Source organism: Streptomyces sp. NBRC 110611 (assembly GCF_001590865.1).
Classification (GTDB): Bacteria; Actinomycetota; Actinomycetes; order Streptomycetales; family Streptomycetaceae; genus Streptomyces.
Genome location: NZ_BBUY01000003.1, coordinates 169,721 through 192,632, shown reverse-complemented (window position 1 = coordinate 192,632; position 22,912 = coordinate 169,721). Strand labels below are relative to the sequence as shown.

Annotated in this window: 23 protein-coding genes; 11 read left to right on the top strand and 12 right to left on the bottom strand. The window is 71.2% G+C overall.

All coding sequences use genetic code 11. The features are described 5' to 3' along the window. The first annotated feature begins 103 nt into the window (after positions 1-103). From AZE13_RS37915 to AZE13_RS09030, 4 genes are all read left to right on the top strand, one after another. Entirely contained in the window at positions 104-526 is a 423-nt protein-coding gene (locus AZE13_RS37915; protein WP_258527666.1) for a helix-turn-helix domain-containing protein, read from the top strand. Next, entirely contained in the window at positions 445-1,308 is an 864-nt protein-coding gene (locus AZE13_RS09035) for an XRE family transcriptional regulator (RefSeq protein ID WP_258527665.1), read from the top strand. The genes AZE13_RS37915 and AZE13_RS09035 overlap by 82 nt, the downstream gene beginning before the upstream one ends. A gap of 476 nt (positions 1,309-1,784) precedes the next feature. Then, entirely contained in the window at positions 1,785-1,922 is a 138-nt protein-coding gene (locus AZE13_RS36750; protein ID WP_181690291.1) for a hypothetical protein, read from the top strand. 209 nt (positions 1,923-2,131) lie between these two features. Beyond that, positions 2,132-2,479: a hypothetical protein gene (locus AZE13_RS09030; RefSeq protein ID WP_066928852.1), complete on the top strand. Its 348-nt coding sequence runs from the start codon at positions 2,132-2,134 to the stop codon at positions 2,477-2,479. A 42-nt stretch (positions 2,480-2,521) separates the two neighbouring features. On the opposite strand, the gene AZE13_RS09025 is transcribed toward AZE13_RS09030, so the two are convergent. Together AZE13_RS09025 and AZE13_RS09020 are read right to left on the bottom strand one after the other, a co-directional pair. Then, positions 2,522-3,067 (bottom strand): hypothetical protein, encoded by a 546-nt coding sequence (locus AZE13_RS09025; RefSeq protein ID WP_066928850.1) that lies wholly within the window; start codon positions 3,065-3,067, stop codon positions 2,522-2,524. Between the two features lie 48 nt (positions 3,068-3,115). After that, on the bottom strand, positions 3,116-3,841 hold the full coding sequence (locus AZE13_RS09020; protein ID WP_066928848.1) for a TetR/AcrR family transcriptional regulator: 726 nt from the start codon (positions 3,839-3,841) through the stop codon (positions 3,116-3,118). 104 nt (positions 3,842-3,945) lie between these two features. Here AZE13_RS09020 and AZE13_RS09015 point away from each other — a divergent pair, with 104 nt between their 5' ends. Continuing rightward, complete coding sequence (locus AZE13_RS09015) at positions 3,946-5,709, top strand: CocE/NonD family hydrolase (protein ID WP_258527664.1); 1,764 nt, start codon at positions 3,946-3,948, stop codon at positions 5,707-5,709. Here AZE13_RS09015 and AZE13_RS09010 read toward each other — a convergent pair whose 3' ends face one another. The 3 genes from AZE13_RS09010 to AZE13_RS09000 form a co-directional block, all read right to left on the bottom strand. Continuing rightward, positions 5,710-6,267 (bottom strand): DM13 domain-containing protein, encoded by a 558-nt coding sequence (locus AZE13_RS09010; protein WP_066929517.1) that lies wholly within the window; start codon positions 6,265-6,267, stop codon positions 5,710-5,712. It abuts the gene before it with no gap. Between the two features lie 160 nt (positions 6,268-6,427). Next, positions 6,428-8,164 (bottom strand): amino acid adenylation domain-containing protein, encoded by a 1,737-nt coding sequence (locus tag AZE13_RS09005; protein WP_107288286.1) that lies wholly within the window; start codon positions 8,162-8,164, stop codon positions 6,428-6,430. Positions 8,165-8,243: 79 nt separating this feature from the next. Next, complete coding sequence (locus AZE13_RS09000; RefSeq protein WP_066928846.1) at positions 8,244-9,818, bottom strand: sigma-70 family RNA polymerase sigma factor; 1,575 nt, start codon at positions 9,816-9,818, stop codon at positions 8,244-8,246. 225 nt (positions 9,819-10,043) lie between these two features. Between AZE13_RS09000 and AZE13_RS37910 the strand changes: the two genes are divergently transcribed. Next, positions 10,044-10,949, top strand: a complete 906-nt coding sequence (locus tag AZE13_RS37910; protein WP_079123839.1) for a CAP domain-containing protein — start codon at positions 10,044-10,046, stop codon at positions 10,947-10,949. Between the two features lie 118 nt (positions 10,950-11,067). On the opposite strand, the gene AZE13_RS08990 is transcribed toward AZE13_RS37910, so the two are convergent. Beyond that, positions 11,068-11,790, bottom strand: coding sequence for an NADPH-dependent F420 reductase (locus AZE13_RS08990; RefSeq protein ID WP_066928844.1), 723 nt, complete (start codon positions 11,788-11,790; stop codon positions 11,068-11,070). A 119-nt stretch (positions 11,791-11,909) separates the two neighbouring features. Here AZE13_RS08990 and AZE13_RS08985 point away from each other — a divergent pair, with 119 nt between their 5' ends. Continuing rightward, positions 11,910-12,875, top strand: a complete 966-nt coding sequence (locus AZE13_RS08985; RefSeq protein ID WP_066929513.1) for a helix-turn-helix transcriptional regulator — start codon at positions 11,910-11,912, stop codon at positions 12,873-12,875. A gap of 61 nt (positions 12,876-12,936) precedes the next feature. Here the strand turns inward: AZE13_RS08985 and AZE13_RS08980 are convergent, their stop codons facing one another. Next, positions 12,937-13,764, bottom strand: a complete 828-nt coding sequence (locus tag AZE13_RS08980; protein WP_066928842.1) for a hypothetical protein — start codon at positions 13,762-13,764, stop codon at positions 12,937-12,939. 182 nt (positions 13,765-13,946) lie between these two features. Between AZE13_RS08980 and AZE13_RS08975 the strand changes: the two genes are divergently transcribed. Beyond that, complete coding sequence (locus AZE13_RS08975; protein ID WP_066928840.1) at positions 13,947-14,279, top strand: sulfurtransferase TusA family protein; 333 nt, start codon at positions 13,947-13,949, stop codon at positions 14,277-14,279. Here AZE13_RS08975 and AZE13_RS08970 read toward each other — a convergent pair. The 3 genes from AZE13_RS08970 to AZE13_RS08960 all read right to left on the bottom strand — a co-directional run bounded on the left by AZE13_RS08970 (position 14,259) and on the right by AZE13_RS08960 (position 16,649). Beyond that, positions 14,259-15,611, bottom strand: coding sequence for a mannosyltransferase family protein (locus AZE13_RS08970; protein ID WP_398780124.1), 1,353 nt, complete (start codon positions 15,609-15,611; stop codon positions 14,259-14,261). The genes AZE13_RS08975 and AZE13_RS08970 overlap by 21 nt on opposite strands. A 92-nt stretch (positions 15,612-15,703) precedes the next feature. Further along, on the bottom strand, positions 15,704-16,159 hold the full coding sequence (locus tag AZE13_RS08965; protein WP_258527663.1) for a hypothetical protein: 456 nt from the start codon (positions 16,157-16,159) through the stop codon (positions 15,704-15,706). Next, the gene (locus tag AZE13_RS08960; protein WP_066929509.1) at positions 16,152-16,649 is read right to left on the bottom strand and encodes a SigE family RNA polymerase sigma factor; all 498 of its coding nucleotides are present in this window, start codon (positions 16,647-16,649) and stop codon (positions 16,152-16,154) included. Before AZE13_RS08960 ends, AZE13_RS08965 begins: the two co-directional genes overlap by 8 nt. Before the next feature lie 178 nt (positions 16,650-16,827). On the opposite strand from AZE13_RS08960, the gene AZE13_RS08955 reads away from it, so the two are divergent. Continuing rightward, complete coding sequence (locus tag AZE13_RS08955; protein ID WP_066928836.1) at positions 16,828-17,343, top strand: GNAT family N-acetyltransferase; 516 nt, start codon at positions 16,828-16,830, stop codon at positions 17,341-17,343. A gap of 35 nt (positions 17,344-17,378) precedes the next feature. Here AZE13_RS08955 and AZE13_RS08950 read toward each other — a convergent pair whose 3' ends face one another. Then, positions 17,379-18,497: an alpha/beta hydrolase gene (locus AZE13_RS08950; protein ID WP_066928835.1), complete on the bottom strand. Its 1,119-nt coding sequence runs from the start codon at positions 18,495-18,497 to the stop codon at positions 17,379-17,381. Between the two features lie 343 nt (positions 18,498-18,840). On the opposite strand from AZE13_RS08950, the gene AZE13_RS08945 reads away from it, so the two are divergent. Beyond that, positions 18,841-20,073: a glycosyltransferase gene (locus tag AZE13_RS08945; protein ID WP_066928833.1), complete on the top strand. Its 1,233-nt coding sequence runs from the start codon at positions 18,841-18,843 to the stop codon at positions 20,071-20,073. A 59-nt stretch (positions 20,074-20,132) separates the two neighbouring features. After that, positions 20,133-22,322, top strand: coding sequence for an RNA polymerase recycling motor ATPase HelR (gene helR / locus AZE13_RS08940; RefSeq protein WP_066929507.1), 2,190 nt, complete (start codon positions 20,133-20,135; stop codon positions 22,320-22,322). Here helR and AZE13_RS08935 read toward each other — a convergent pair. Beyond that, a complete protein-coding gene (locus tag AZE13_RS08935; protein WP_066928831.1) occupies positions 22,303-22,911 on the bottom strand; it encodes a dTDP-4-dehydrorhamnose 3,5-epimerase family protein in 609 nt (202 codons plus the stop codon). The genes helR and AZE13_RS08935 overlap by 20 nt on opposite strands. Position 22,912 lies beyond the last annotated feature (1 nt).

Here is a 22,912-nt window from a genome sequence, read left to right as displayed (position 1 = left end):
CGCGGGCAGCGGCCCCCGTCAGGCGACGGGGGCCGCTCACCCGTGCCCATGAATTCTTGGCAGGGGTACCGTTCTGAGTGTCTAGGTCAGAACGGAGCACAGTATGCCCCACCACACCGACGACCACATCGGCGCGAGGATTGCCGACTACCGGAAACTGCGCCATCTCACTCAGAACGGTTTGGCGCAGCGTGCCTTTGTCTCCCGGGGAACGATCGCCAAAGTAGAAGCCGGACTCAGCCCCGCAACTCCCGCCATTGTGGCTGCGGTTGCGCGCGTCCTGGAGATTGATGTGGCTGTTCTCAACGGCCAGCCATACGTATCAGAGATGCAGCAGGACGAGCTGGACCGATTGATCGCGCCGCTGTCCGAAGCGCTTACCTATACGACCTCGGGCCGGAACTGGGCATCAACCCCCGGCCCGTATCCCACATTTCAGCAGACGTGGAAAAGCTGTGTGTCGGTGCCTGCGCAGCGGAATACAAGGGCATTGGGTCCAAGCTGCCCGGACTGCTGGGGGAGCTGACAACTGCGGTGAGCCTCTTACCGCAGGGCGCGGAACGGCAGCAGGCCGCTGCCTCCCTGAGTTGGGCGTACTGGGTGGCTTACGAGTTTGCCTATCGACTGGGCTACCACCAACTCGCCATGATCGCCTTGGAGCGTATGGGATGGATGGCGGAACAAGCTCAGGATCCGTTGTTGCTCGCTCTCCGCCTGAGTAAGCGGAGCAGCATGCTGCTCCGACGTGGCAACTATCAGATGGCTCTCAAAGTGCTGGAGCGGGGGCATCAGCTCGTGGAGCAGTACGACGCCAGGAAATCGGTTCCGTCATTGACGGTATCCGGAACCCTCTATCTGGCTGGGGCCATTGCCGCCGCGCAGGCGAAGAACAAAGACGCGGTCGATGGCCACCTGGACCTGGCGCGTCAGGCAGCGAAGCAGATCGGCCGGGATGTCCCTCGTGTCTACTGGGCCTCCTTCGGCCCGACGAACGTGGCTCACTTCGACGTCGCCACGGCCGTGGAGTTGGGGAATCTGGGCGATGCTCTGAAGTCGGCCCGTACGCTTCACTTCCCCGCCGATCATCCCAAGATGCGGATCGGGAGGTATCACATCGAAATGGCCCGCGCCTACGCGCAGATGGGGAAGGCGGAAGCAGCAGAAGGATCCCTGCATCGCGCACGAGAGATTGCTCCGCAGCACGCCAGGTACCACCCGCTGATGCGCGAGACCATCGCTGTCTTGGTCCGTAGGCAGAGACGGGCCCCGCAGGGGCTCTCCTCGCTCGCCGCCTGGGTTGGCATGTAGGCAATCCAGGCATGCGGTAGGCATCTGTCAAGGGCTGCAGTGTTCCTGATCTCGGAACACTGCAGCCCTTTCCCGTCGGCATGCTGACTGCCAGTAAGGACCCCGGCGACCGTCCGACCGGCCCCGGGGCGTGGCCACCAACCCTCGGGAGGTTGACAGCATGCGCAAACATACGCGTGGATCTTCGAACTGCTGTTGCGCTGGTTACTGCCCGGCCGGGGCTGTCACCGCGCGTCCGGACCTCGGGTCGCCGTTCCCCCCAAGGGCGCGCCGACGCCGGCGCCGGCGCTTCCCCGCATGTCCGCTCGGCGGCCGGATCTGATGCCGCTACGCGGTGAGGACGTGCCCCTGATCCGCCCGTACGTCCTCACGCCCGAGGAACGACGGGAGCGACAGAAACGACGGGCGCAGCGTGAGCGGCGTCGGGCGCTGGTCCTCGCGACGTACGGCATCGATGCGGGCCCGCGCTGGATCCGGTGCCCGTGGCCGGGTGCGATGTGTGCGCCGCCCTGGCCGAACAGCGCGCGCATGCCTACGCCGTAGGAGACAAGTCGACGGCGACCGACCGCAACATCGAGATCCGCTGCCACCCCCACCCGAAGCCTGGTGCCTGAACCACGCGGGTGCCACCGGCCACCACCGCTACGAACTTTCGGCATTCCAGTACTTCGACGCCACCCCGTCCGGGGCGCTCAAGCAGGGCGGGAGGGCTCGCCCGGTCACTAACACCAAATGATCAACGGCCCCTGGTCGGGCTGGAGTTAGTGATCGGTCGGGGGGGCTAGTCTTGCTTCTCCACTGATCGCGCGCAGACGGGGCCACCATGGCAGGGCACATCGCCGGAAGCTCGAAGATCGTCATTGCCCCCTTCATCTACAAGTGGCCCGATGAGCGTTGCCTGCTGGCGTACACGAGCCACCGGGACAAGGGCATTGCGGCAGTGGTGCCTCTGGAGGAGGCGGCGCCCAGTCTGTGGGACGTGGCGGCCGCCCACCTGCCGACCAACGTCCAGGACGAGTACGAAGCGTACGGCCGGTGGTGTCTTCAGGTGGCCTGGGGGCTGTCGGTCATGCCGCGGAAGGAGTCTCTGGTTCTGACGGGGGAGGAGTGGTCCCTCCGGGGTCATCGCGCCGTCGATCAGTTCAAGTGGCAGCAGTCCAGCGAGCGGTAGTCGCCACGCGGCGGGGGCGATGTCGTGGCGGCTCGGCCGGGGTCAGGTGTCGCAGCCCATGATGTCGTCGGGGCAGTCTTCGACCGCGTCCTTGTGGATGGTGTTGAGCTGCCAGTGGATGATGCCGGTGGTCTTGGTGTCGGGGGCGGCGATGGTGGCGGTGAACGGTTCGTTGGTGGCGGGGAGGTTGAGCCGGTCCGCCTCGTGGTCGTTGCAGGTCACGGCCCAGTCCTGGGATGCGGCGCCGCGCTTGAGGCGGAGGGTGAGTTCGTACGTTCCGGGGGCGGCGCAGCTGATGTCGAGGCGGTAGGGGCGGTTGCCGGGTGTGGGGAACGTCCGGTTGAGGCCTTCCATGAGGTACGGGTAGCCCTCGTCGACGAGGTCCGCGTCACCGTCGTGGACGGCTCGGTCGAGGCGCTTCATCGCCTTCATGTAATCGCCCTTGCCCCACTCGGTGGTGGTCGCGTCCTGCGACGGATCGGGCGATGCCGACGTGTCGACCGGACTCGGCTCCTCCCCGGAGCTACAGCCGCTGATCGTGGCGGCGGCGCCGACGAAGAGGGCCGTGGCGATAAGGCGTTTACGCATAGTGGTCATCGTATGGGCTCGTGTGAGTCGGTATGGGGGCAAGCGGGATCAGGTGGTGCTGCTGAGGCCGTCGATGAGGCGGTTGAGGAAGCGGGTGAAGAGGGCTTCGGGGGTGAGTGAGCGGCCGGGTGCGGCCAGGGCTTCGGCGAGCTCGGGGTGGCGGCCGTCCGCGGCGACGGCCGCGAGGTAGTCGGCTTCGGCCGCGGCGCGGGCGGGGGACCGTGCGCCGGCGGCCTGCGCGATCTCGTGGGCGACGTAGCCGGCGACGAACCCGGTGAGCTGGGCGAAGCCCTCCAGCTTCGCCGCACCGTCCAGCCCGGTGGGCCGCAGGGCGGCGAGTGCGCGTTCCAGGAAGGCCAGGCTGTTGGGGCCGAGTACCCGGCGGGTGGACAGGGCGGCGGGCAGCCAGGGGTGCCGCAGCATGAGGGCGCGCTGGTCGTGGGCGAGGGCTGTCAGGTCGGCGCGCCAGTCGCCGGTGGCGGGGGCGCCCGTCGTGGGCAGTTCAGCGCTGACGTGGTCGATCATCAGCTCCAGGAGCGTGTCCTTGTCGGGCGCGTAGCTGTAGAGCGACATGACGCCGGCTCCGACCTGTGCGGCGATGCGCCGCATGGTGACCGCGTCGAGACCTTCCGCGTCCGCCAGGGCGACGGCGGCCGAGGTGATCGTCTCGCGGCTGAAGGCGGGGCGGCGTCCCCGGCGGGGCCGGGTGGGGCTCAGCCAGAGCTGCCGGGGGTCGACGCCCGTGGTGCTGTCGGCCCCGGTGTCGCTGGTCATGATCGTCGTACTCCGTCTCTCGTGCGGACGTCATCCAAGCATCCTCTATTCTCGTACATCGTACGGAAATGGAGAGCGGGAGACGGGAAGCGGGGAGGGGAGCGATGACTTCCAGGAAGCCGGCGCTGGCCGCGCGGATGATGAGAGCGGCCTGGCGCCGCATGCCGGCCAAGCGGTACGACGTGGGATGGGAACCGGGATTGGTGGTTCCGGCCGCCGACGGCAGTCCGTTGATCACGGACCACTACTTCCCGTGCGCGGAGGGGGACTTTCCGACCTTGCTTGTGCGTTCCCCTTATGGCAGGGGCCTGCCGTGGTCGCCTATGTATGGGGTGCTCTTCGCCGAGCAGGGCTTCCACGTGGTCCTGCAGAGCTGTCGCGGCACCGGCGGCTTGGGAAGCTCGGGCGGTCCAGGTGGTCCAGGTGGTTCGGGCGGCTCGGGCGGCCGGTTCGAGCCGTGGCGCAATGAGGCGGCTGATGCTCGGGCCGCGGTGGTGTGGCTGCGCGAACAGTCGTGGTTCAACGGCTCGTTGGCCACGATCGGGCCCAGCTACCTGGGGTATGTGCAGTGGGCGCTCGCGCTGGACCCGCCACCGGAGCTCAAGGCGATGGTGGTGCAGGTCGGTCTGCACGATCCCCATGCCTTCTTCCACGCGGGCGGTGTACTGCATCTGGAGAACGCCCTCGCCTCTGCCACTGGCATGACGTACCAGAGCCGGGGGACGGCGTCCTTCGTGAAGGCGATGTTCCGCCTGAAGCGTCGGCTGGGCGAGATCGCCGGCGCGCAGCCGCTCCGCGGATCGTACGTGTCCGCCATCGGGGCGGAAATGGCCTGGCTGGATGAGGTGTTGACGCACTCGGACCCCGATGACCCGTACTGGAATGGTCTTGACCTGGGGGGAGTGGCGGAACGGCTGCGCGTCCCGACCAGCCTGATCACCGGGTGGCATGACGCGCTGGCGGACCAGACCCTTGAGCAGTACGGCCGGCTGCGGCGGGCCGGCTGCGAGACCGCTCTGCTCGTCGGCCCCTGGACACACACCTCCGCGCTCCAGCAGGGCTGGCCCGAGGTGTTCGCCGAGAGCCTCGCCTGGCTGCGCGCGCACCTCTGCGCCGACCCCTCCGGGCTGCGGCCCACCAGAGTGCGTGTGCATGTCGGCGGCGAAGACGCCTGGCGGGATCTCGACGACTGGCCCCTGTTCCCGGCCACGGCCACGGCCACGGCCATGACCGCCACCGCCGCCGCCACCGCATGGTTCCCGACCTCGGATGGGCACCTCGTCCCGCAGCTCCCCGCCGGTTTCGGCCCGCAGTCCACCAACGGCCTTGACTCGCGGTCCTCCACCGGCTCCGCCCCGCTGGCCTCCTTCCGCTACGACCCGGCCGACCCCACCCCGTCCGTCGGCGGCCCGCTGCTCTCCCCGGCGGCCGGCCCTCGGGACAACAGCGCCCTGGAAGCCCGGAACGACGTCCTCACCTTCACCGGCCCACCACTCGCCGAGCCCCTGGACCTCCTCGGCCCGGTCTCCGCCCGGCTGACCCTGTCCACGGACACCGGATGCACCGACATCGTCACGCGCCTGTGCGACGTGGACCCACAAGGCCGGTCCGTCAATGTCTGTGAGGGGCCGGCGCGGCTCCGTGCCGCCGGGCAGGCGCCTGCGCGGCTCACCGTCCCGATGAGTGCCACCGCCCACCGCTTCCGCGCCGGTCACCGCATCCGCTGGCAGGTCAGCGCGGGCGCTCACCCGCGTTACGCCCGTAACCCCGGCACCGGCGAACCGCCCCTGGACGCCACCCACTTCACCGCCGTGCGCGTCACCGTCCACAGCGGCTCGGCGCTGCTGCTGCCTTCGGGAGGAGTGTGATCAACCCTTGGCGGTGGAGAGGTCGGCGGCGCCGAAGGAGACCGAGAACCGCTCGCACCAGAGGACGGCGCTGCGGAACTTCGACAGATCCGTGCCGGCCGGGACGGTGTAGTTCTGGTTGCCCAGATTGCCCTTGAGCTTGCCCAGCTCCACCGCGCCGTCCCCGAGCCCGGCCTTCACCGCGCCGGCTTCGCGGGTGGACAGGTAGACCCGTACATCCGGGCCGTCCGAGGTCTTGAGGTCTTCCAGACGCAGTACGTGGCCGCCGTCGGCCAGCCGGACCGTGCGGGCTGTGCCGCTGGTGGCGTGCTCGTGGGTGACGAAGCGGCCGTTGGCGAGTTCCTTCTTCGACGGGTTGGGCTGCTGCCTCGACGGGTCGGCCGGCGCCGAGGGGGAGGCGGCGGCGGTGGCTGCCGGCAGCGCCTCGTTCACCTCGTTCTTGGTGAACGCCTTCCAGGGCTGGAAGAGATAGAGGCCGATACCGGCGGCGACGACCAGCACGAGCAGGACCGGCACGACGGTACGGCGGGACAGTCGGGTACTGCGGGACCGGGACACAAGGGCCTCCCTCAGGCGTACGAGCACATCGGTCACATCGGCCGGAATCGCCCGGCCGCCATGTCGGCATCCTCCATCAGGAAGCCGGCGCAGGTGCTCGTCCGAGGCCCTTTGCGGGGGCACCGTAAGACACTGGTAATCAGTGGTGATCACCGTCTCATCAGTGGTGACCACCGTCGTCCAGCCAGCGGCGCAGCGCGGGGCGGTCCACCTTGCCGTTCGCGTTCACCGGCATGGTCTCGACGGCGTAGACCGACGTGGGCACCATGTAGGGCGGCAGGCTGTCCGCGGACGCGTCGGCCACGGCGGCCGGATCCGCCACACCGGACAGCACGGCGGTGATCGTCCCGGCATCCGGCCACATCAGGCAGACCGCCTCCACCGCTCCGGACCGGCGCAGCACCGCTTCGATCTCACCCAGTTCGATCCGGTAGCCGTCGACCTTGACCTGCTGGTCGTTGCGGCCGATGCAGACCAACTGGCCGTGGTGCCTGCGCACCAGATCGCCCGTGCGGTAGTACCGCTTGCCCTCGCGTTCGAAGAAGCGCTCGGCGGTCAGCTCGGGTGCCTGCCAGTAGCCGGGGGTGGTCTGGGGGCCGGCCACGCAGAGTTCGCCGGTCGCCCCGTCCGCCGCGACGGGAGCCAGGTCCTCGTCCACGATCAGCGTGTGCAGGCCGGGGTAGGGCAGCCCGATCGGCGCGTTGTCGTGCACGCACTGCGCCGGACTCGTCCGGGGGTCCCAGCGGTAGGCCGTACAGGCGATGGTCAGCTCGGTCGGGCCGTACAGGTTCTCCACGGTCGATCCGGGGGCGGCGGCCTGCCAGGCCTCGGCGGTGGCCCTGGGCAGTGCCTCGCCGCAGAACAGGCTCCAGCGGAGGGTGGGCATGGATCCGGGCGTGAGCGCGCCCTGGGTGCGCAGCGCGGCGGCGACGGAGGGCACCGAGAACCAGACGGTGATTTCGTTGCGCTCCAGGTATTCCAGGTAGGAGAACGGCGCCGGCGGTTCCGGGGGAGCCGGCGCGCAGACCCGCGCTCCGTTCTCCCAGGCCATGAAGAGGTCGAAGACCGACAGGTCGAAGGTCAGGTCGCCGATCTGGGTGAGCCGGTCGTCGGTTGTCAGGCGATAGCGGTCCTGGTTCGTATCGAGAAAGGACCGGACGTTGGTGTGGGTGACCGGGACGCCTTTGGGGGCACCGGTGCTGCCGGAGGTGAAGAGCAGGTACGCCGGGTCGTCGGGGCCGACCTCGGGCAGCTGTCGTAGCGGCGCGGCGGCTGCGAGGTCGGTTGCGTCCAGGACCGGGCCGGCAGTGAGGTCCGGGAGGTCGGCGAGGTCCGGGGCGTAGGGGCGCGGGGTGTCGGGCAGGAGCACGGCCGGCCGTCGTGGCAGGCCTCGCAGCAGCTCAGGCAGCCGGGGCAGCGACGCCTCGTCGACGATCAGCGCGTCGACCGCGGAGTGCGCCAGCATGCTCCGGGTCCGCCGTACGGGGAGCTCCCGGTTCAGCGGGACGAAGGCCGCTCCGGCGAACAGCGCGGCGGCCACTCCCAGGTACGCGGCCTCGCTGCGCGAGGCCAGGACACCGACCCGCCGTGGCCGCGGGCCGGCTGCTTCGACGAGCGCGGCCGCCCACCGCCGGGCGGTGTGCGCGGCCTCCTGGTAGGTGTACTCGCGCCGGCCGATGGTCAGCGCGATGCGGTCGGGAGAGGTGCGTGCGTGGTGCAGGAGGCCGGCGCCCAGGCGTCGGTTCAGCGGCGTGCCGGTGTCCGGGCCGGTCTCCGCGCCAGTGTCCGTGCCGGTGTCTGTGCTGGTGTCGGTGCCGGTCTTCGTGACGATCTCCGTGCTGCTCTCCGTTCCGGTCTCCGCGCCGGTCTCCGTGGCCATCTGCGTCGTCACCTCCATTGGGTGTCTCCACCCTGCCGACCGCGGGCCGTCGTCGCCTGTTGGCGAGCTGCGGTCGGGGGATACCGCGGTACCGCGGTCAGCGCGGGGCGGCGAGGTCCTGGGTCCACCAGGGACCGCCCGCGCCGTGGACGACACCGATGCCGACGACGGTGAACCGGCAGTCGAGCAGGTTGTCGCGGTGTGCGGCGTCGCTCATCCAGTCGCGTACCGCCGCGGCAGCCGTACGCGGGCCGCGGTGGAGGTTCTCGCCCCAGCTGCTCCACGAGTACCCGGCGGCGGACATGCGCTCGCCGGGGTCGGTGCCGTCCGGTGCGTCATGCCCGTAGAAGCCGCGTGCCGCCATGGCGGCGGAGTGCCGCTGTGCCGCGTCGCGCAACCGCCGGTCGATGCGGAGCGGGCCGCAACCAGCCTGTGCGCGACGCTGGTTGACCAGCGCGGTGGCTTGTTCCTCGAGGTCGGGCGGGGTGGCCGACGGGGTGGGGGGCGGCGGGGCGGACGAGGTGGGGGGTGTGGCGGTGGGGGTGGGAGCGGTGGCGGTTGCGGTGGGGGAAGGCGTGGGGGTGGGGGTGGGGGGTCGGCGTGATGTCGAGGGGGAGGCGGCCACGGTGGGTGCCGCCTTCGGCTCGGCCTGCTGCTCGTCCCGGGGCGTGCCGGGAAGCCACCAGAGAGCGGTGATGACGGCCGCCGCGAGTGCCGCGGCCCCGGCGGCTGCGGCGGCCTTGACGGCGGTGGCTTTGGTGGTGGCGGCCTTGGTGGCCTTGGTTGCCTCGGCGATGTTGGCCGTGGAGGCGGTGTCGGCCGGCGCTGAGGGGGAGGAGGCGGCGGTGGAGGTCGTGGCGGCGGTGTCGGCCGGGTAGGTGGTGAAGGCGGCGGTGGGGTCGTGCGGGGTGAGGCGCGCGGGCAGCGGCAGCAGGGCGAGGCCGGCCAGCAGGCCCTCGGCGGGCAGGAGGTTGTTCCAGTGCTCCGAGCAGTTCGGGCACCGACGTGCGTGCCGGGCTATGCGTTTGCGCCACAGGGCGCAGGGTTCGGCGTCCCAGGTGGCGGTCAGCTCGGTGAGTTCGGGGCACGGCGGGTGCCCCGCGAGGGCGCGGACCACGACACGTCCGGCCGCGAGCTGCTGCTTCATCCGCTGTACGCGGACCGCCGTGTGACGGGTACCGCTGCCGATGGCGGCGGCGAGTTCCGCTCTGCTGATCTCCCCGGCGGCCTCCAGCCACCACAGGGACAGCAGGGCCCGGTCCCCCTCGTCCAGCCAGCGGGTGGCCGCGGCGACCTCACGGCGCTGACCGGTCAGCCCGAGTTTCAGGATGGTCAGGTCCACGAAATCGGCGGACCGGTCGGCACGTTCGGGCGTCTGGTCCAGGCCGACGACAGGGGTCCTGCGGTTGACGGTCCAGCGGCGCCGCACCTGGTTCATGGCGATCGCCACCAGCCAGGAGCGGAAGGAGGCCGGTTCGCGTAGCTCCGCCAGCGACTCCAGGACGCGCAGCATGGTCTCCTGCACCACGTCGTCCACGTCCGGGTGGCCGTCCAGGGCCCGGCCCACGACGTTGTAGATCAGCGGCAGGTATGCGGCGACCAGTTGCTCCCGGGCACGTTCGTCCCCGGCCTGGGCAGCCTCGACGGTCGCCGTACCGCTGTCCTGCTTCACGCCTCTTCGTCCTGTTCATCCGTGTGCAGATCGCCATCTGTCCGGGGGCGCAGCCATGGCCCCCGCACTCAGGTGACCTGCCGGGCCCACCGGGATAACAGAAAACCTACGCGGGTGTTCGGAGCACTTTTTTCGTTATCCGGGGCCGGGGCCGGGGTCTCCCATGCGCGGATGGTCTGCACGGCGGACCGTACGCACCCCCCGTCCCCCACAGGAAGCGGAACCATGAACCACCACGACAGGCCCGCCTCGCACCGCCGTTCCGCCGGCTCCGCCCGTAAGGGGCGGAACGGCGGGACCCACCGCGCCGGTGCCTCCCGTCCCCGGTGGAAGGCGATAGTGCCGGCGGCGGGCGTGATCGCCGTGGGCTGCTGCTCCCTGGTACTGATACGACTGGGCTCCGGCCCCGACCAGGAACTCGCGGCGAACCGGTCCCTGCCGATACCGCCCTCGGCGGCTCCCTCCGGCCCTCCGGTACCGCGCAGTGGTTCATCCGCACCCGCGCCTTCGACCTCGGCCTCGGGCTCTTCCCCGTCCCCGTCCTCGTCTCCCGGTCAGGAGTCGTCGGCCACTCCCTCCGATGCCGAACGGCAGGGCAAGCGGGACGCGTCGCAACGGAAGCGGCAGGCCGGCCCCGGCAGCGGATCGGATTCGGCGGGGAACACGGCGCCCCGCACCTCCGGCAGCGGATCCGGAGCGGGACGTACCACCACCCCCGCCGGGCCGGGGGCCGTGACCGGGACCGCCGCGGAGTTCGCCCGGAAGGTCGTCGAACTGGTCAACGCCCAACGGGCCGAGCACGGCTGCGGCCCGCTCACCATCGACCTCCGGCTACAGCGTGCGGCGCAGGCCCACTCGGACGACATGGCCGCCCGCGACTACTACGACCACAACACCCCGGAGGGCGTCGATCCCGGAACCCGTATCACCAACGCCGGTTTCCGGTGGAGCAGTTGGGCCGAGAACATCTTCAAGAGCCCCAAGGACCCGGCCACGGCGCTGGAGGGCTGGATGGACAGCCCCGGGCACCGGGCCAACATCCTCAACTGCTCCTACAAATCCACCGGCGTGGGCGTCAACCTCAGCTCCAACGGCCCTTGGTGGACCCAGGAATTCGCCACACGCTCCTGAGCACCTCGGGCACCCCGAGCACCCCGGGCGCCCCGAGCACCCCGAGTACCCCGAGTACCTCAAGCGTTCCTGAGCACTCCGGGCGCTCCCGAAGCACCCCCGGTCCGTGCCGCCCGGCTCAGCGCATGACCTTGATGCCGAAGTGGCCGCCGTGCTCCTGGCCGCCGAGGCCGAAGCGGATGGCCTCGTGCAGGTGGGTGTGCATCTCCAGGCCGCGGGCGCAGACCAGGCCGCCGACGTCGAGGATGTCGCGCCAGCCGTAGGACTTCAGCAGGTCGGTGGTCTGCTGCTTGGCGTCCGCGTGGTCACCGGCGACGAACATGGTGTGGTCGCCGCCGGCGACGCTCGCCGGGTCGACGACCGTGCTCTGCTCCTGGGTGACGAAGGACTTGACGACCTTCGTCCGCGGGAGGGCGCGCTGGATCTGCTCGCCGAGGCTGTCGGTGTCCACCGGGTCCAGCTTCGGCATGACCCCCCACGGCGTGGGCCAGGGGTGCTCCGGTTCGTGCTGGTAGATGAACGGGACGCCGTAGTCGATCAGGGTCTTGCCCGCGAGCTGGTCGGCGATGGCGGACAGCGCCCGCACGGCGTTGTGGCCGTCGATGCCGCTGATGACCAGCCCGTCGGAGGCGGCCGCGGCGTCGCCGAAGGAGAGCAGCGTGATGCCGGGGTGCTCGGCGAGGAACTCCTTGTACGGCGGGTTGCCCATCATGTCCGGTTCGGTACGGGCCAGGGTGGCCTGGGGGTCGCGGGTGCCGACGAACACCTCGTGGCCGAGTTCCGCCAGCTTGGCGGCGTGCGCGCGGCCGCCGTTACCGGTACCGAGGACTGCGATCTTCATGAGAAATCTCCCGATTCGTTGCGTTTTGATCCCTTCGGACGGGTCAACGGTACGGGGGGCTCAGGACAGATCGTGTCCTTTAAGTGCGCCATAGTGGAATTCATGGCGAGGTGGAATTCATGACGAGCGATATGACCGTGCGGCTGCTGCGACTGCTCTCCCTGCTGCAGACCCGGCGGGAGTGGGCCGGCACCGACCTCGCCGACCGGCTCGAGGTGAACGTCCGCACCGTCCGCCGCGACATCGACCGGCTTCGGGAGCTGGGCTACCCCGTCGACAGCGCCCGCGGCCACGCCGGCGGCTACCGCCTCGCCCCGGGCAGCGACCTGCCGCCCCTCCTCCTCGACGACGACGAGGCCGTCGCCATCGCCGTCGCCCTGCGCACCGCCGCCGGCGGTCTGGCCGGCATCGAGGAGACCGCGCTGCGGGCCCTGGCCAAACTCGAACAGGTCCTCCCCCGCCGCCTCCGTACGCAGGTCACCGCCCTCCAGACGTCGCTGGCCGGCATCGCCTGGGACAACAGCGGCCCCCGCACCGATCCGGCCCTCCTCGCCGCCCTCGCGATCGCCTGCCGCGACCACGAGATCCTCACCTTCGACTACACCACCCGTCACGGCAGTTCCGCCGCGCGCCGCGTGGAGCCCTGTCACCTGGTCGTCTCGGGCAACCTCTGGTACCTCCTCGCCCACGACACCGACAAGGACGACTGGCGCCTCTTCCGCCTCGACCGCATCGGCCACGCCACCCCCACCGGCCGTCGGGTCCCGCCCCGCCCGGTACCCGGCGACGACCCCGCCGCCTTCGTCGCCACCCGGCTCTCGGCGGCCCCCACTCGCTACCGCGCCATCGCCACCGTCGAGGCCCCCGCCGAGCACATCCGCGCGCACGCCCCGGCCCTGGCCACCCGCATCCGCCCGCTCGGCGCGCACACCTGCCGCGTCGACGCCTCCGACGACACCCTCCGCCATATCGTCCACACCCTCGCGGCCCTCGACGCCGACTACACCCTCGACGCCGACCCCGACGTCCTCGACCACCTCCGCGCCACCGCCCACCGCAGCCTGCGCGCGATGGGCGGCCTGTGAATGCGGCCCGTGAATGCGGATACGCAGGCGGGTGGAACCCGGTGAGGACGGGGCGGGTGGCCTATGGCTCGCGGCGTGCGGATGCTGCGAGCCGTCGCCGCACCCCGTACCAGGCGGCCCCGGTGGCGAGCACCGCGGCTCCGGCGACGACCGAGGAGAGCGGCAGCGTGAAGGCCAGCGCCAGGCAGCCGGCCAGGCCGAGTACGGGGATGATGCGCGCGGGGCGGCCCTCGTCCGGGGTGAGCGTCCACGCGGAGGCGTTGGCGATGGCGTAGTAGGCCAGTACCCCGAAGGACGAGAACCCGATCGCGCCGCGCAGGTCCACGGTCGCCGTGAGCGTCACCACCACGGCACCGACCGCGAGTTCGGCCCGGTGGGGCACCGCGAACCTCGCCCCGGCGAAGGCGAAGAACAGCAGGCCCGCCGCCTGCAGTACGCCGAGGAGGGTCGCGTCGCCCCCGACGTCCAGCCGGGCGGGGTCCGACGCGTCGGAGGTCAGCGCGGCGACCACCACGGCGGCGAGCACCGCCAGGACCACGGCCACGATCACCCTCGTCAGCCAGGCGGACTTCCGTACCCCGGCGTAGTCGACCGCGGTCAGCGCCACCACGGCCGCGACCGCCACCGTATGCGTCTGGCCGGGCCACACGTACGAGCCGACGGCGAGCGCCATGGCCGCGCAGGAGGCGGCCTTGCCGACCACGAAGCCCCAGCCGGCCAGGTACCCCCTGATCAGCAGCCCGGAGCCGGCGGCGCGGGCGGCCGGGGCGAGCGCGGCGAAGATCCCCGCGCCGATCATCGCCCCCAGGCCGATCACCACCGCATCGGTCACGCCGAGGCGCCGCCGCAGCTCACCGGAGTGACCGGCGGCGGCTGCCGGATCGCGCATGGACCCTCCCGGGGAGGCGAGACCACAACCGTCGGACTCCGATATCGGAAGACGATAGAGGAGCCGGTCGCCAGATCACAGGGCTCAGACTGTCAGCAGCGGCTCTTCGTACCTATGCTGCTGCGCATGGCTCTGCCCACTGCTGCCACCGCCGCCACTGCCACCGCCCAGGCCCGGCCCCGGTGACGTCCGCCCCGATACCCGCCGCGGACGTCACGGTCGACGGCACCGGCCTGCTCTGCGTCGCCCTCCTGCTCCGTCTCCGCAAGCGGATCGACGGCGCACCGGCGGGCACGGTCGTCCACATCATCACCACCGACCCGGCCGCCCCGCTGGACCTGCCCGCCTGGTGCCATATGACCGGCCATCACTACCTCGGTCCGGTCCCCGACGCGGCGAACCGGGCAGCGAACCGGGCGGTCTACGCACTGCGGCTGGCCGCCGATGCGCGGCCGACCCGCCCCGAAGCGCCCTGGCACCCGGCCGGACCATCGTCAGCCGGCCCAGCGTCCTGACAGGTAGGTGACGGTGAAGACGGCGGTCAGCGGGATGGCGAGGCAGAGGTAGGCGGAGTGGAAGCGCGGGGTGCGCAGGCTCCGGGCGGCCAGGGCGATCCACAGCGGCCACCACAGAAGGGTGGCGCGGGGGATGGACATGTACCAGTACGAGGTGCCCAGGGCGCAGAGGCTGAGACCGATGTAGAGCGCTTCGGGCCAGCGGCGTTGGCGTAGCAGGAGGCCGAGCAGGAGCAGACCGACGAGCATGGCGGCGAGTTCGGCCTGGAACATGAAGGCATACCCCGTGCTGAGGGTGTGGTCGAACGCGCTGTGCCAGGTGTGGGTCCAGGCTTCCCAGGGAGTGTGGAAGGTGCGGTACCAGCCGCGTTCCTGGGCCTGCTGCCACGCCATCCAGTCGCCGGTGTGGGCGTACAGGTACCCGCTGTAGAGGAGGGCCGGCAGGGCGGGCAGGGCCAGCCAGGGCAGTGGGCGCAGGTCCCGGCGCGTACGGACGGAGAGCAGGAACTGCAGGGCGAGCGCGGCGGCGAGGAACAGTCCGCTCACCCGTACCGCTGTGGACAGCGCGGCCAGCGTGGTGGCCAGCGGCCAGTTGTGGTGCCGGGCCGCGAGCCAGGCGGGCAGCGCGAAGGCGAGGAAGAGGGCCTCCGTGTAGCCGACGGCCAGGAAGATCGCGCAGGGCGAGACCAGGAGGAACAGTACGGCGCGCCGTCCCGCGCCGGTGTCGGGCAGGTGGAGCCGGGTGATGCGCGCCAGGGCCACCACGGCGACGGCGCCGGCGGCGAGGGAGATCAGCAGCCCGGCCGTCGTCCAGTCCGGTACGAGGACGTGGACGGCGCGGAGCAGGAGCGGAAAGCCGGGGAAGAACGCCTCCCGGTTGTCCCAGTCGCTCTGCCAGGGCCCCGAGCCTCCGGGGAAGTAGCCGTCGCGGGCTATGTGGAGGAAGTGGTCCCAGTCCCAGTGCGCGAAGGGGGCGAGGAGCGGTCCGGGGGTACGGGTGTCGGGGGCGGGAGGGAACAGCCACCGGGCGCTGTAGGCGGTGACCCAGATGCTTATTCGGGTCAGGAGGTACAGCCAGAGCACCTCCCGGTCGGCCGGGCCCAGACGCGGGGCGGCCCGGCTGCGGCATGTCCTGCGCACACGGCGTACCGCCGTGGACGGGCGCCGGCGCGCGCGCAGCGGCGGAGGCGGGGGGAGCGGCTGCGGCGCGGCAGGGTGCGCCGGAGCATCGGGTGGGTACCCGGGAACGTCGGGTGGGTGCCCGGGAGTTCCGGATGGCCGTCCGGGAGCGTCGAAGGGGCGCTCTCGCAGACAGGACGGCTTTACGGACATATCGGACTCCTCGGGGTGCGGGGGTGTGGGGGGTGGGCATGCGTGATCACCCGATGGCAACCCACCGTGTCATGGCGGCAGCGGTGCTTCGCTCAGGGTGCGGTGGTGGTGGACGGGGGCGCGGAGGTGGACGGGGGCGCGGTGGCCGACGCGGAGGGCGGCGCCGTGCGTTCCGGGTAGCGGCTGCTGCTCGGCACGGACGTACTGCTCGGCACGGACGTACTGCCCGGCGCGGACGTACTGTTCGGCGGGGACGTACTGTTCGGCGACGGGCCCGTGGGTGAGGGGGCGCTCGGCGACGGGCTGTGCGGCGAGGGGCTGGTCGCCGGGGCGTCGGTGGCCGGCCGGTCGGGCAGGAGCGTGACCGCGGTGGCCACCCCGCCGCCGAAGGCCAGGCACACCGCCGCGGCGAAGGCGGCGATACGCCGTCGTCGTCCTCGCTCGGCCCGCTGGGTGATGTACGCGACCGGCGCCGCGACGGTACGGCTCCGCCCGGCCTCGGCCGCTTGCTGGAACAGGGACCGCAACGGGTCCTGGGGCTCAGGCACCGGGGGCCTCCTCAATGCGCGGGTCGTGCAGGCGGAGAGCGAGGGCGGCCCGGCCGCGGCTCAGGTGCGTCTTGACGGTGCTCGCCGAAAGACCCGTCTCGCCGGCGATCTGCTCGACCGTGAGGTCGCAGAGGTAGTGCAGGCTCATGATCCGACGCTGCTGGGCCGGCAGCTCACGCAGCGCCTCGACCAGCGCCACCTGCTCCGGCCCCGGCCCTTCGACATGCGGCGGGGCGCCGCTGCGCTTCCAGGCGTCGGCCGACCGGCGCCGGAAACGCCACCGGCTCACCGCCAGCCGCCAGGCGACGGTACGGATCCACGCCTCGGGCCGGCCGTCCCGGTCGAGCTGCCGCCGCCGGCTCCAGCCCCTGACGAACGCCTCCTGCACCACGTCCTGCGCCTCGTGCAGATCGCCGACCATCACGTACAACTGCCCCGTGAGCCGCGCGACCGTCTGGGCGTAGAACTCTTCGAACTCCTCGACGGTCAACAGCCACTCCCGGATCTCTCGCTTCACCAGGCTTACGCCTGGGAGGGGGTGCCCGGACGACACCGGCCAGGAGAAACCAGAGTGAGGGTCTTCACGGAACCACACACCGCCGGACACGCGTCCCCGCGGGGCATCGGGTGCCCTGTCGGCGGCGGCCCGGGGGTGACACGATGCTCGGATGGACTTACCGGTGGGTGCCGCGAAAGTGACACTGCAGGCGGCCGGCGAGGATCTCCGGCCCGTCGTGGAACGGCTGGCTCAGGCCGAGCGACACGATCTGTCGGAGTTCCGCGGGTACGTCCCCGGCCCTGACGGCCTGTTCGCGTTCGACCAACTACCGCTGTTCTTCAGCGATCCGGGCCGCCGCGCCCACCTGATCCGCTACGGAACGGACCTCGCCGGTTTCACTCTGACGTACACGCTGGCCGACGGCGCGGCATCGGTCTACTCGTTCTTCGTCGTCCGGGCCCTGCGCCGACGAGGGGTCGGCAGCCGGGCCGCTCAGGAACTTCTTCGTCGGTGGCCCGGTCCCTGGGCCATCTGCTTCCAGGAAATCAACAAGGGCGCCGCCCGGTTCTGGCGGCATGTCGCCGCTGCCACCGGCGGGGCGGAATGGCGCGAGGAGCGACGGCCGGTCCCGCCGCCCTTTCCCGCGGACATGCCCCCGGATACGTGGCTGATCCGCCACCGCTGAGGCCCCCTTCGGGCGCGGGCGGTCCGGTGCACGGGTCAGGGTTTCGGGGATTGCAGGCGGCTGCTGATCCACGCGAGGGTGCCGGGTATCTCGCGGCGCCAGGTGTTGAAGTTGTGGCCGCCGCGGTCGAGGATGATGGAGGAGACGCGGGAGGGGGATTTGGTCTGCTGGATGAATCTCAGGGTGTCCTGGTAATTTCCCTCGCCCTGTTTGCTGGTGGTGACGAGGAAAGATGTGGGCGGTGCCGGCACGTGCTGCTGGCGCCATAGCAGGTTGCTCCGCTGCTCCAGCCTTTTGTCGCCCTTGTAGAGATCCCCGGTGGAGAGGTCCTTGGCGGGTTTGAAGTAGCCGGACAGCGATCCTGCGGCGGAGAAGACCTGCGGGTACTCCATGGCGAGCTTGAGCGCACAGAAGCCGCCGGTCGAGTTGCCGATGATGCCGAGGTTTTCCCGCTGTCGGCCGATGCGGTAGTGGCTGCGCATCTCTTTGGGCAGGTCATGGGCGAAGAAGGACGCGGCCTGCGGGCCGCCGGGGACATTCATGCACTCGGTGTCCCACTGCCCGGTGACGGAGGGGCGCAGCATGATCAGGATCATGGGCTGTGCCTTCTTCTGCCGCGCCAGCTTCCAGGCGGTCTGCGGGTAGCGCAGGCCCTTGATGAGGGCTTCGGCGGTGCCCGGGTAGCCGGTCAGGACGATGGACGTGGGGAACGTGGTGTTCTTGAATTCCGGTTGGAAGTACTCCGGCGGAAGGTAGACGAAAGCGGAGCTGGATATCTTCGATCCGGCCCCGTGCACGTCGACTTGGTCGATTCTCCCGCCTTTCTCGGGGACCGAGCCTCCGGGGACGTTCACGCTCTGGTGTCCCCGGACCTTCAGCCCTGCGGCGGCCCGGCCGGTGGGCTGGTCCTCCTGACTCCTTTGGAAGATGCTCGCCAGGTCGGTCCATGAGGTGAAGAAGAGGAAGGTGTTGTTGGCGGTCAGGCCGCCCACGGCGAGAAGGGCGAGCTGGCCCGCGAGCACCAGTCCCGCGCGTTGGACGGTGGCGCGCCAGCCCTGCCGTGACAAACGCGGCCACAGCCAGACGGCCAGCGCGAACAGCGCGACCATCACGGAGACGGCGAGGAACAACACGGTCTTGCTGGTAAGGCCCATGGCCGAGAACTCCCGGAGCCCGGTATCGGTCGGCGGTCACCGCTGAGGCTTCGGCGGCACCAGAAACCTAGAAGTCGGGTATTGCGGCGAGTCGTCGGGTCCGTAACAGGTGTGCGGAGGTGGGCACACAATGCGGTAAGGCTCGGGCGCCCGGATGCCGGAAAACCTGGGATGGCGGCCGGAAACTGGGATGGAGGCCGGGAAAAAGAAAAAAGCAAGGAGGTCGTCCGCTCCTTGCCACTCTTAACTTATAGCGCACAGGGGGCCTTGCGGCAAGGCCCCCGTCATGCCGCAGAATCGTCGGCCGAGAGCCGGAAGCTGCGGAATTGGGGGGAATCGCGACGTGCGTGTGCTGTTGATGGGGTATGGGTCGCGCGGGGATGTCGAACCGATGGCGGGACTCGCGGTGGCGTTGCGGGCGCTGGGTGCGGAGGTACGGGTGTGTGCCCCGCCGGACGAGGAGTTCGCGGAGTTGCTGGCCGGTGTCGGCGTGCCGCATGTGCCGTTCGGCCGGTCGGTGCGTGCGCTGGTGACCGGGGCGGCGCCGCCCGCGAGGAGCGCGCCCGCGGTCGCGGCCGAGCTGGTGACCGAGCACTTCGGCACGGTGGCCGCGGCGGCCGAGGGGTGTGACGTGGTGGTGGCGAGCGGCTTGATGCCGGCAGGCATGCGCTCGGTGGCCGAGAAGCTGGGCGCCCGCTATGTGTGCGCGGTCTTCCAGCCGTGGACGCTGCCGTCGCCGCACTACCCTCCGGGGCCGCGGCCCGGCCCGCCGTTCCCGCCGGGCGTGACCGACAACCGGGTGCTGTGGGACTTGGACGCCGAGAAGGTGAACGCGCTGTACGGCGAGGCCCTCAACACCCACCGGGCGTCGATCGGGCTGCCACCGGTGGACAACGTCCGCGACCACGTCCTGACCGGCCGGCCATGGCTGGCGGCGGACCCGGTCCTGGCGCCGGGAAGGGAGCTGACCGGGCGGGACGTCGTGCAGACCGGCGCGTGGCTGCTGCCGGACGAACGCCCGCTGCGGACGGAGCTGGAGGCGTTCCTGGAGGCCGGCGAACCGCCGGTGTACGTGGGCTTCGGCAGTATGCCGATGCGCGGCTCGGGGGACGTCGCCAGGGTGGCGATCGAGGCGGTCCGTTCCCGGGGCCACCGTGTGGTCGTCGGGCGCGGCTGGGCGGACCTGGGCCTCGTCGACGGCCAGGACGACTGCTTCGCCGTCGGCGAGGTCAACCACCAGGCGCTGTTCGGCCGGGTCGCCGCCGTCGTGCACCACGGTGGCGCGGGCACCACGACGACGGCCGCTCTGGCCGGCGCGCCACAGGTGGTGGTCCCCCAGATCGTGGACCAGCCGTACTGGGCCGGGCGGGTAGCCCGGCTGGGCATCGGCGCGGCGCACGACGGTCCCACACCGGCCGTCGCGTCCCTGTCGGCCGCGCTCGGGACGGCCCTGGCCCCGGAGACCCGCGCACGGGCGACCGCCGTGGCCGGCGCGATCCGCACCGACGGGGCGGCGGTCGCCGCGCGGCTGCTGCTGGACACGGCCGCCGGGCAGCAGCCGCCGATGCCCGCGTGATCCACGAACGCCCCGCCGTTTTCCTGCCCCAGCCGTGCCGTTCGATCGGAGCCCCTGCCGTGCACCCGCTGACCACCAGCGTGTTCGACCTTCCCGACCACCTTTCCCCCAAGGCCGACCCGGCGCTGATATCCGGTGACGAGGGGCACTTCGCGGCCATCGCGGCGAGCCTCGACCAGGCGATCACCGAACTGTCCGGCCGCCTCGAAGCCGAGCACAGAGCGCCCGGCGGCACGGGCCGTCAGGCGATGGACCGGGACGCGGAGATCCACCGGCTGACCGCTCGCCTGCGCGCCCTGCGACGCTTCGGCCTGGACCTGTGCCTCGGACGCATGGTCGGTGCGGACGACTCCGAGCCCGTGTACGTCGGACGGCTCGGCCTCACCGACAGCGCGGGCCGTCGGCTCCTCGTCGACTGGCGCTCCCCCGCGGCCGAGCCGTTCTTCGGAGCCACCCACGCCCACCCCATGGGGCTGACGAGCCGCCGCAGGTACCGCTGGAACCGGGGCCTGATCAGCGACTACTGGGACGAGGTGTTCACCGCCGACGGCCTGGAACAGCACGCCGCACTCGACGACCAGTCCGCCTTCATTGCCAGCCTGGGCGGCAGCCGGTCGGCGCGGATGCGCGACGTGCTCGGCACCCTCCAGGCCGACCAGGACGCCATCATCCGCGCGGGATCCCGTGGCGCGCTCGTCGTGGACGGCGGCCCGGGCACCGGCAAGACCGTCGTCGCCCTGCACCGCTCCGCCTACCTCCTCTACTCCGACCCGCGCCTCAACCAGCGCCGGGGCGGCGTGCTGTTCGTCGGCCCGCACCGGCCCTACCTGGACTACGTCGCCGACGTCCTGCCCAGCCTCGGTGAGGAGGGGGTGCAGACCTGCACCGTGCGCGACCTCGTCGCCGAAGGGGCCGATGCGCCAGCCGAGACCGACCCGGAGGTGGCCCGGCTCAAATCGTCCGCGGACATGGTGAAGGCGATCGAGAAGGCCGTCCGGTTCTACGAGGAGCCGCCCGCCCAGGGCATGACGGTCTCGACGGACTGGGCCGACATCCGGCTCAGCGCCGACGACTGGGCCGACGCCTTCGACGCCCCGGGACCGGGCACCCCGCACAACGAGGCGCGTGAGCAGATCTGGGAGGAACTCGTCACGATCCTGCGGGAGAAGCTCGACGACGACGTACCCGCCGAACTCTTCGAGCAGCAGCTACGGCACGACGAGGAGCTGGTCACCACCCTCAACCGCGCGTGGCCGATGATCGATGCGGCCGACCTCGTCGGCGACCTCTGGTCGAACCGCGCCTACCTGCGGATGTGCGCTCCTTGGCTCGACCCCGACGAGGTGCGCACCCTGCAGCGCAAGCACGCTCCCCAGGCCTGGACGGTGTCCGACCTGCCGCTCCTGGACGCGGCACGGCAGCGGCTCGGCGACCCGGAGACGGCACGGCGCAAGCGGCGGCACGCGGCTGCGCTCGCCGCGCAGCGTGAGCACATGGCGCAGGTCGTCGACAACTTGATCTCGGCCGCGGCCGACTCCGGCGCCGATGGTGACGACGGCGAAGGCCTGGTGACGATGCTGCGCGGGGCGGACGCCCAGGTCAGCCTGGTCAACGAGGGCGAACTGCCCACCGCTGAACCCGACGTGCTCGCCGGTCCGTTCGCGCACATCGTGGTGGACGAGGCCCAGGAACTGACCGACGCGGAGTGGCAGATGCTGCTCCTGCGCTGCCCGTCCCGGAGCTTCACCATCGTCGGGGACCGTGCCCAGGCCCGGCACGGGTTCACCGAGTCCTGGGAGGAACGGCTCCGGCGGATCGGGCTCGACCGGATCGGCGTGGCCGCCCTGAACATCAACTACCGTACGCCGGAAGAGGTCATGGCGGAGGCCGAGCCGGTCATCCGGGCCGAGCTCCCGGACGCCAATGTGCCGGCCTCCGTCCGGAGCAGCGGCGTCCCCGTCGTCCACGGGTCCACCGCGGACCTGCACTCGATCCTGGACACCTGGCTCGCCGCCCATGCCGACGGCACCGCCTGCGTCATCGGCGCCGGTGACACGGAAGAGGGCGGGTTCCGGCCGATGACGCCCCGCGTCCGGTCGCTGACCCCGGAGCTGTCGAAGGGGCTGGAGTTCGACCTGGTCGTCCTCATCGACCCGGAGGAGTTCGGCGAGGGCATCGCGGGAGCGGTCGACCGCTATGTCGCGATGACCCGGGCGACCCGGCAACTCGTCATCCTCCGGAGTTCGTGACGCCGGCCGGGCGAACGCCCCTTCCCGGGGCACGGTGGTGGGGGAGCAGGCGCGCTCGCCGTGCTTCGGCGAGGGTCGGGGCCTGGGCGTCCCTGGGGGAGAGCCGCAGGTCCACTCCCGCGGGCCAGTCGATGGCCAGTTCGGGATCGAGCGGGTGGATGCCGCGTTCGTGCCGGGGGTCGTAGCCCTCGGAGCAGAGGTAGACGACGGTGGCATCGTCCGTCAGTGCCAGGAAGGCGTGGCCCAGGCCCTCCGCGAGATAGAGGGAGCGGGGGGAGGCGGCGTCCAGACGCACCGCCTCCCAGCGGGCGTGGGTGGGTGAGCCGATGCGGACGTCCACCACGACATCGAGCACCGCGCCGCGTACGCACGTCACGTACTTGGCCTGGCCGGGCGGCACATCGGTGAAGTGGATGCCGCGCAGCGCGCCCCGCGCCGAGACCGAGCAGTTGGCCTGGGCCAGGGGGAAGGGGTGGCCGACCGCCGAGGAGAAGGCGGGCAGTTGGAACCACTCGTGGAAGCTGCCGCGGTGGTCGGTGTGCACGGTGGGCACGGAGAGCCAGGCGCCGGAGATCTGAAGGGGTTGCACG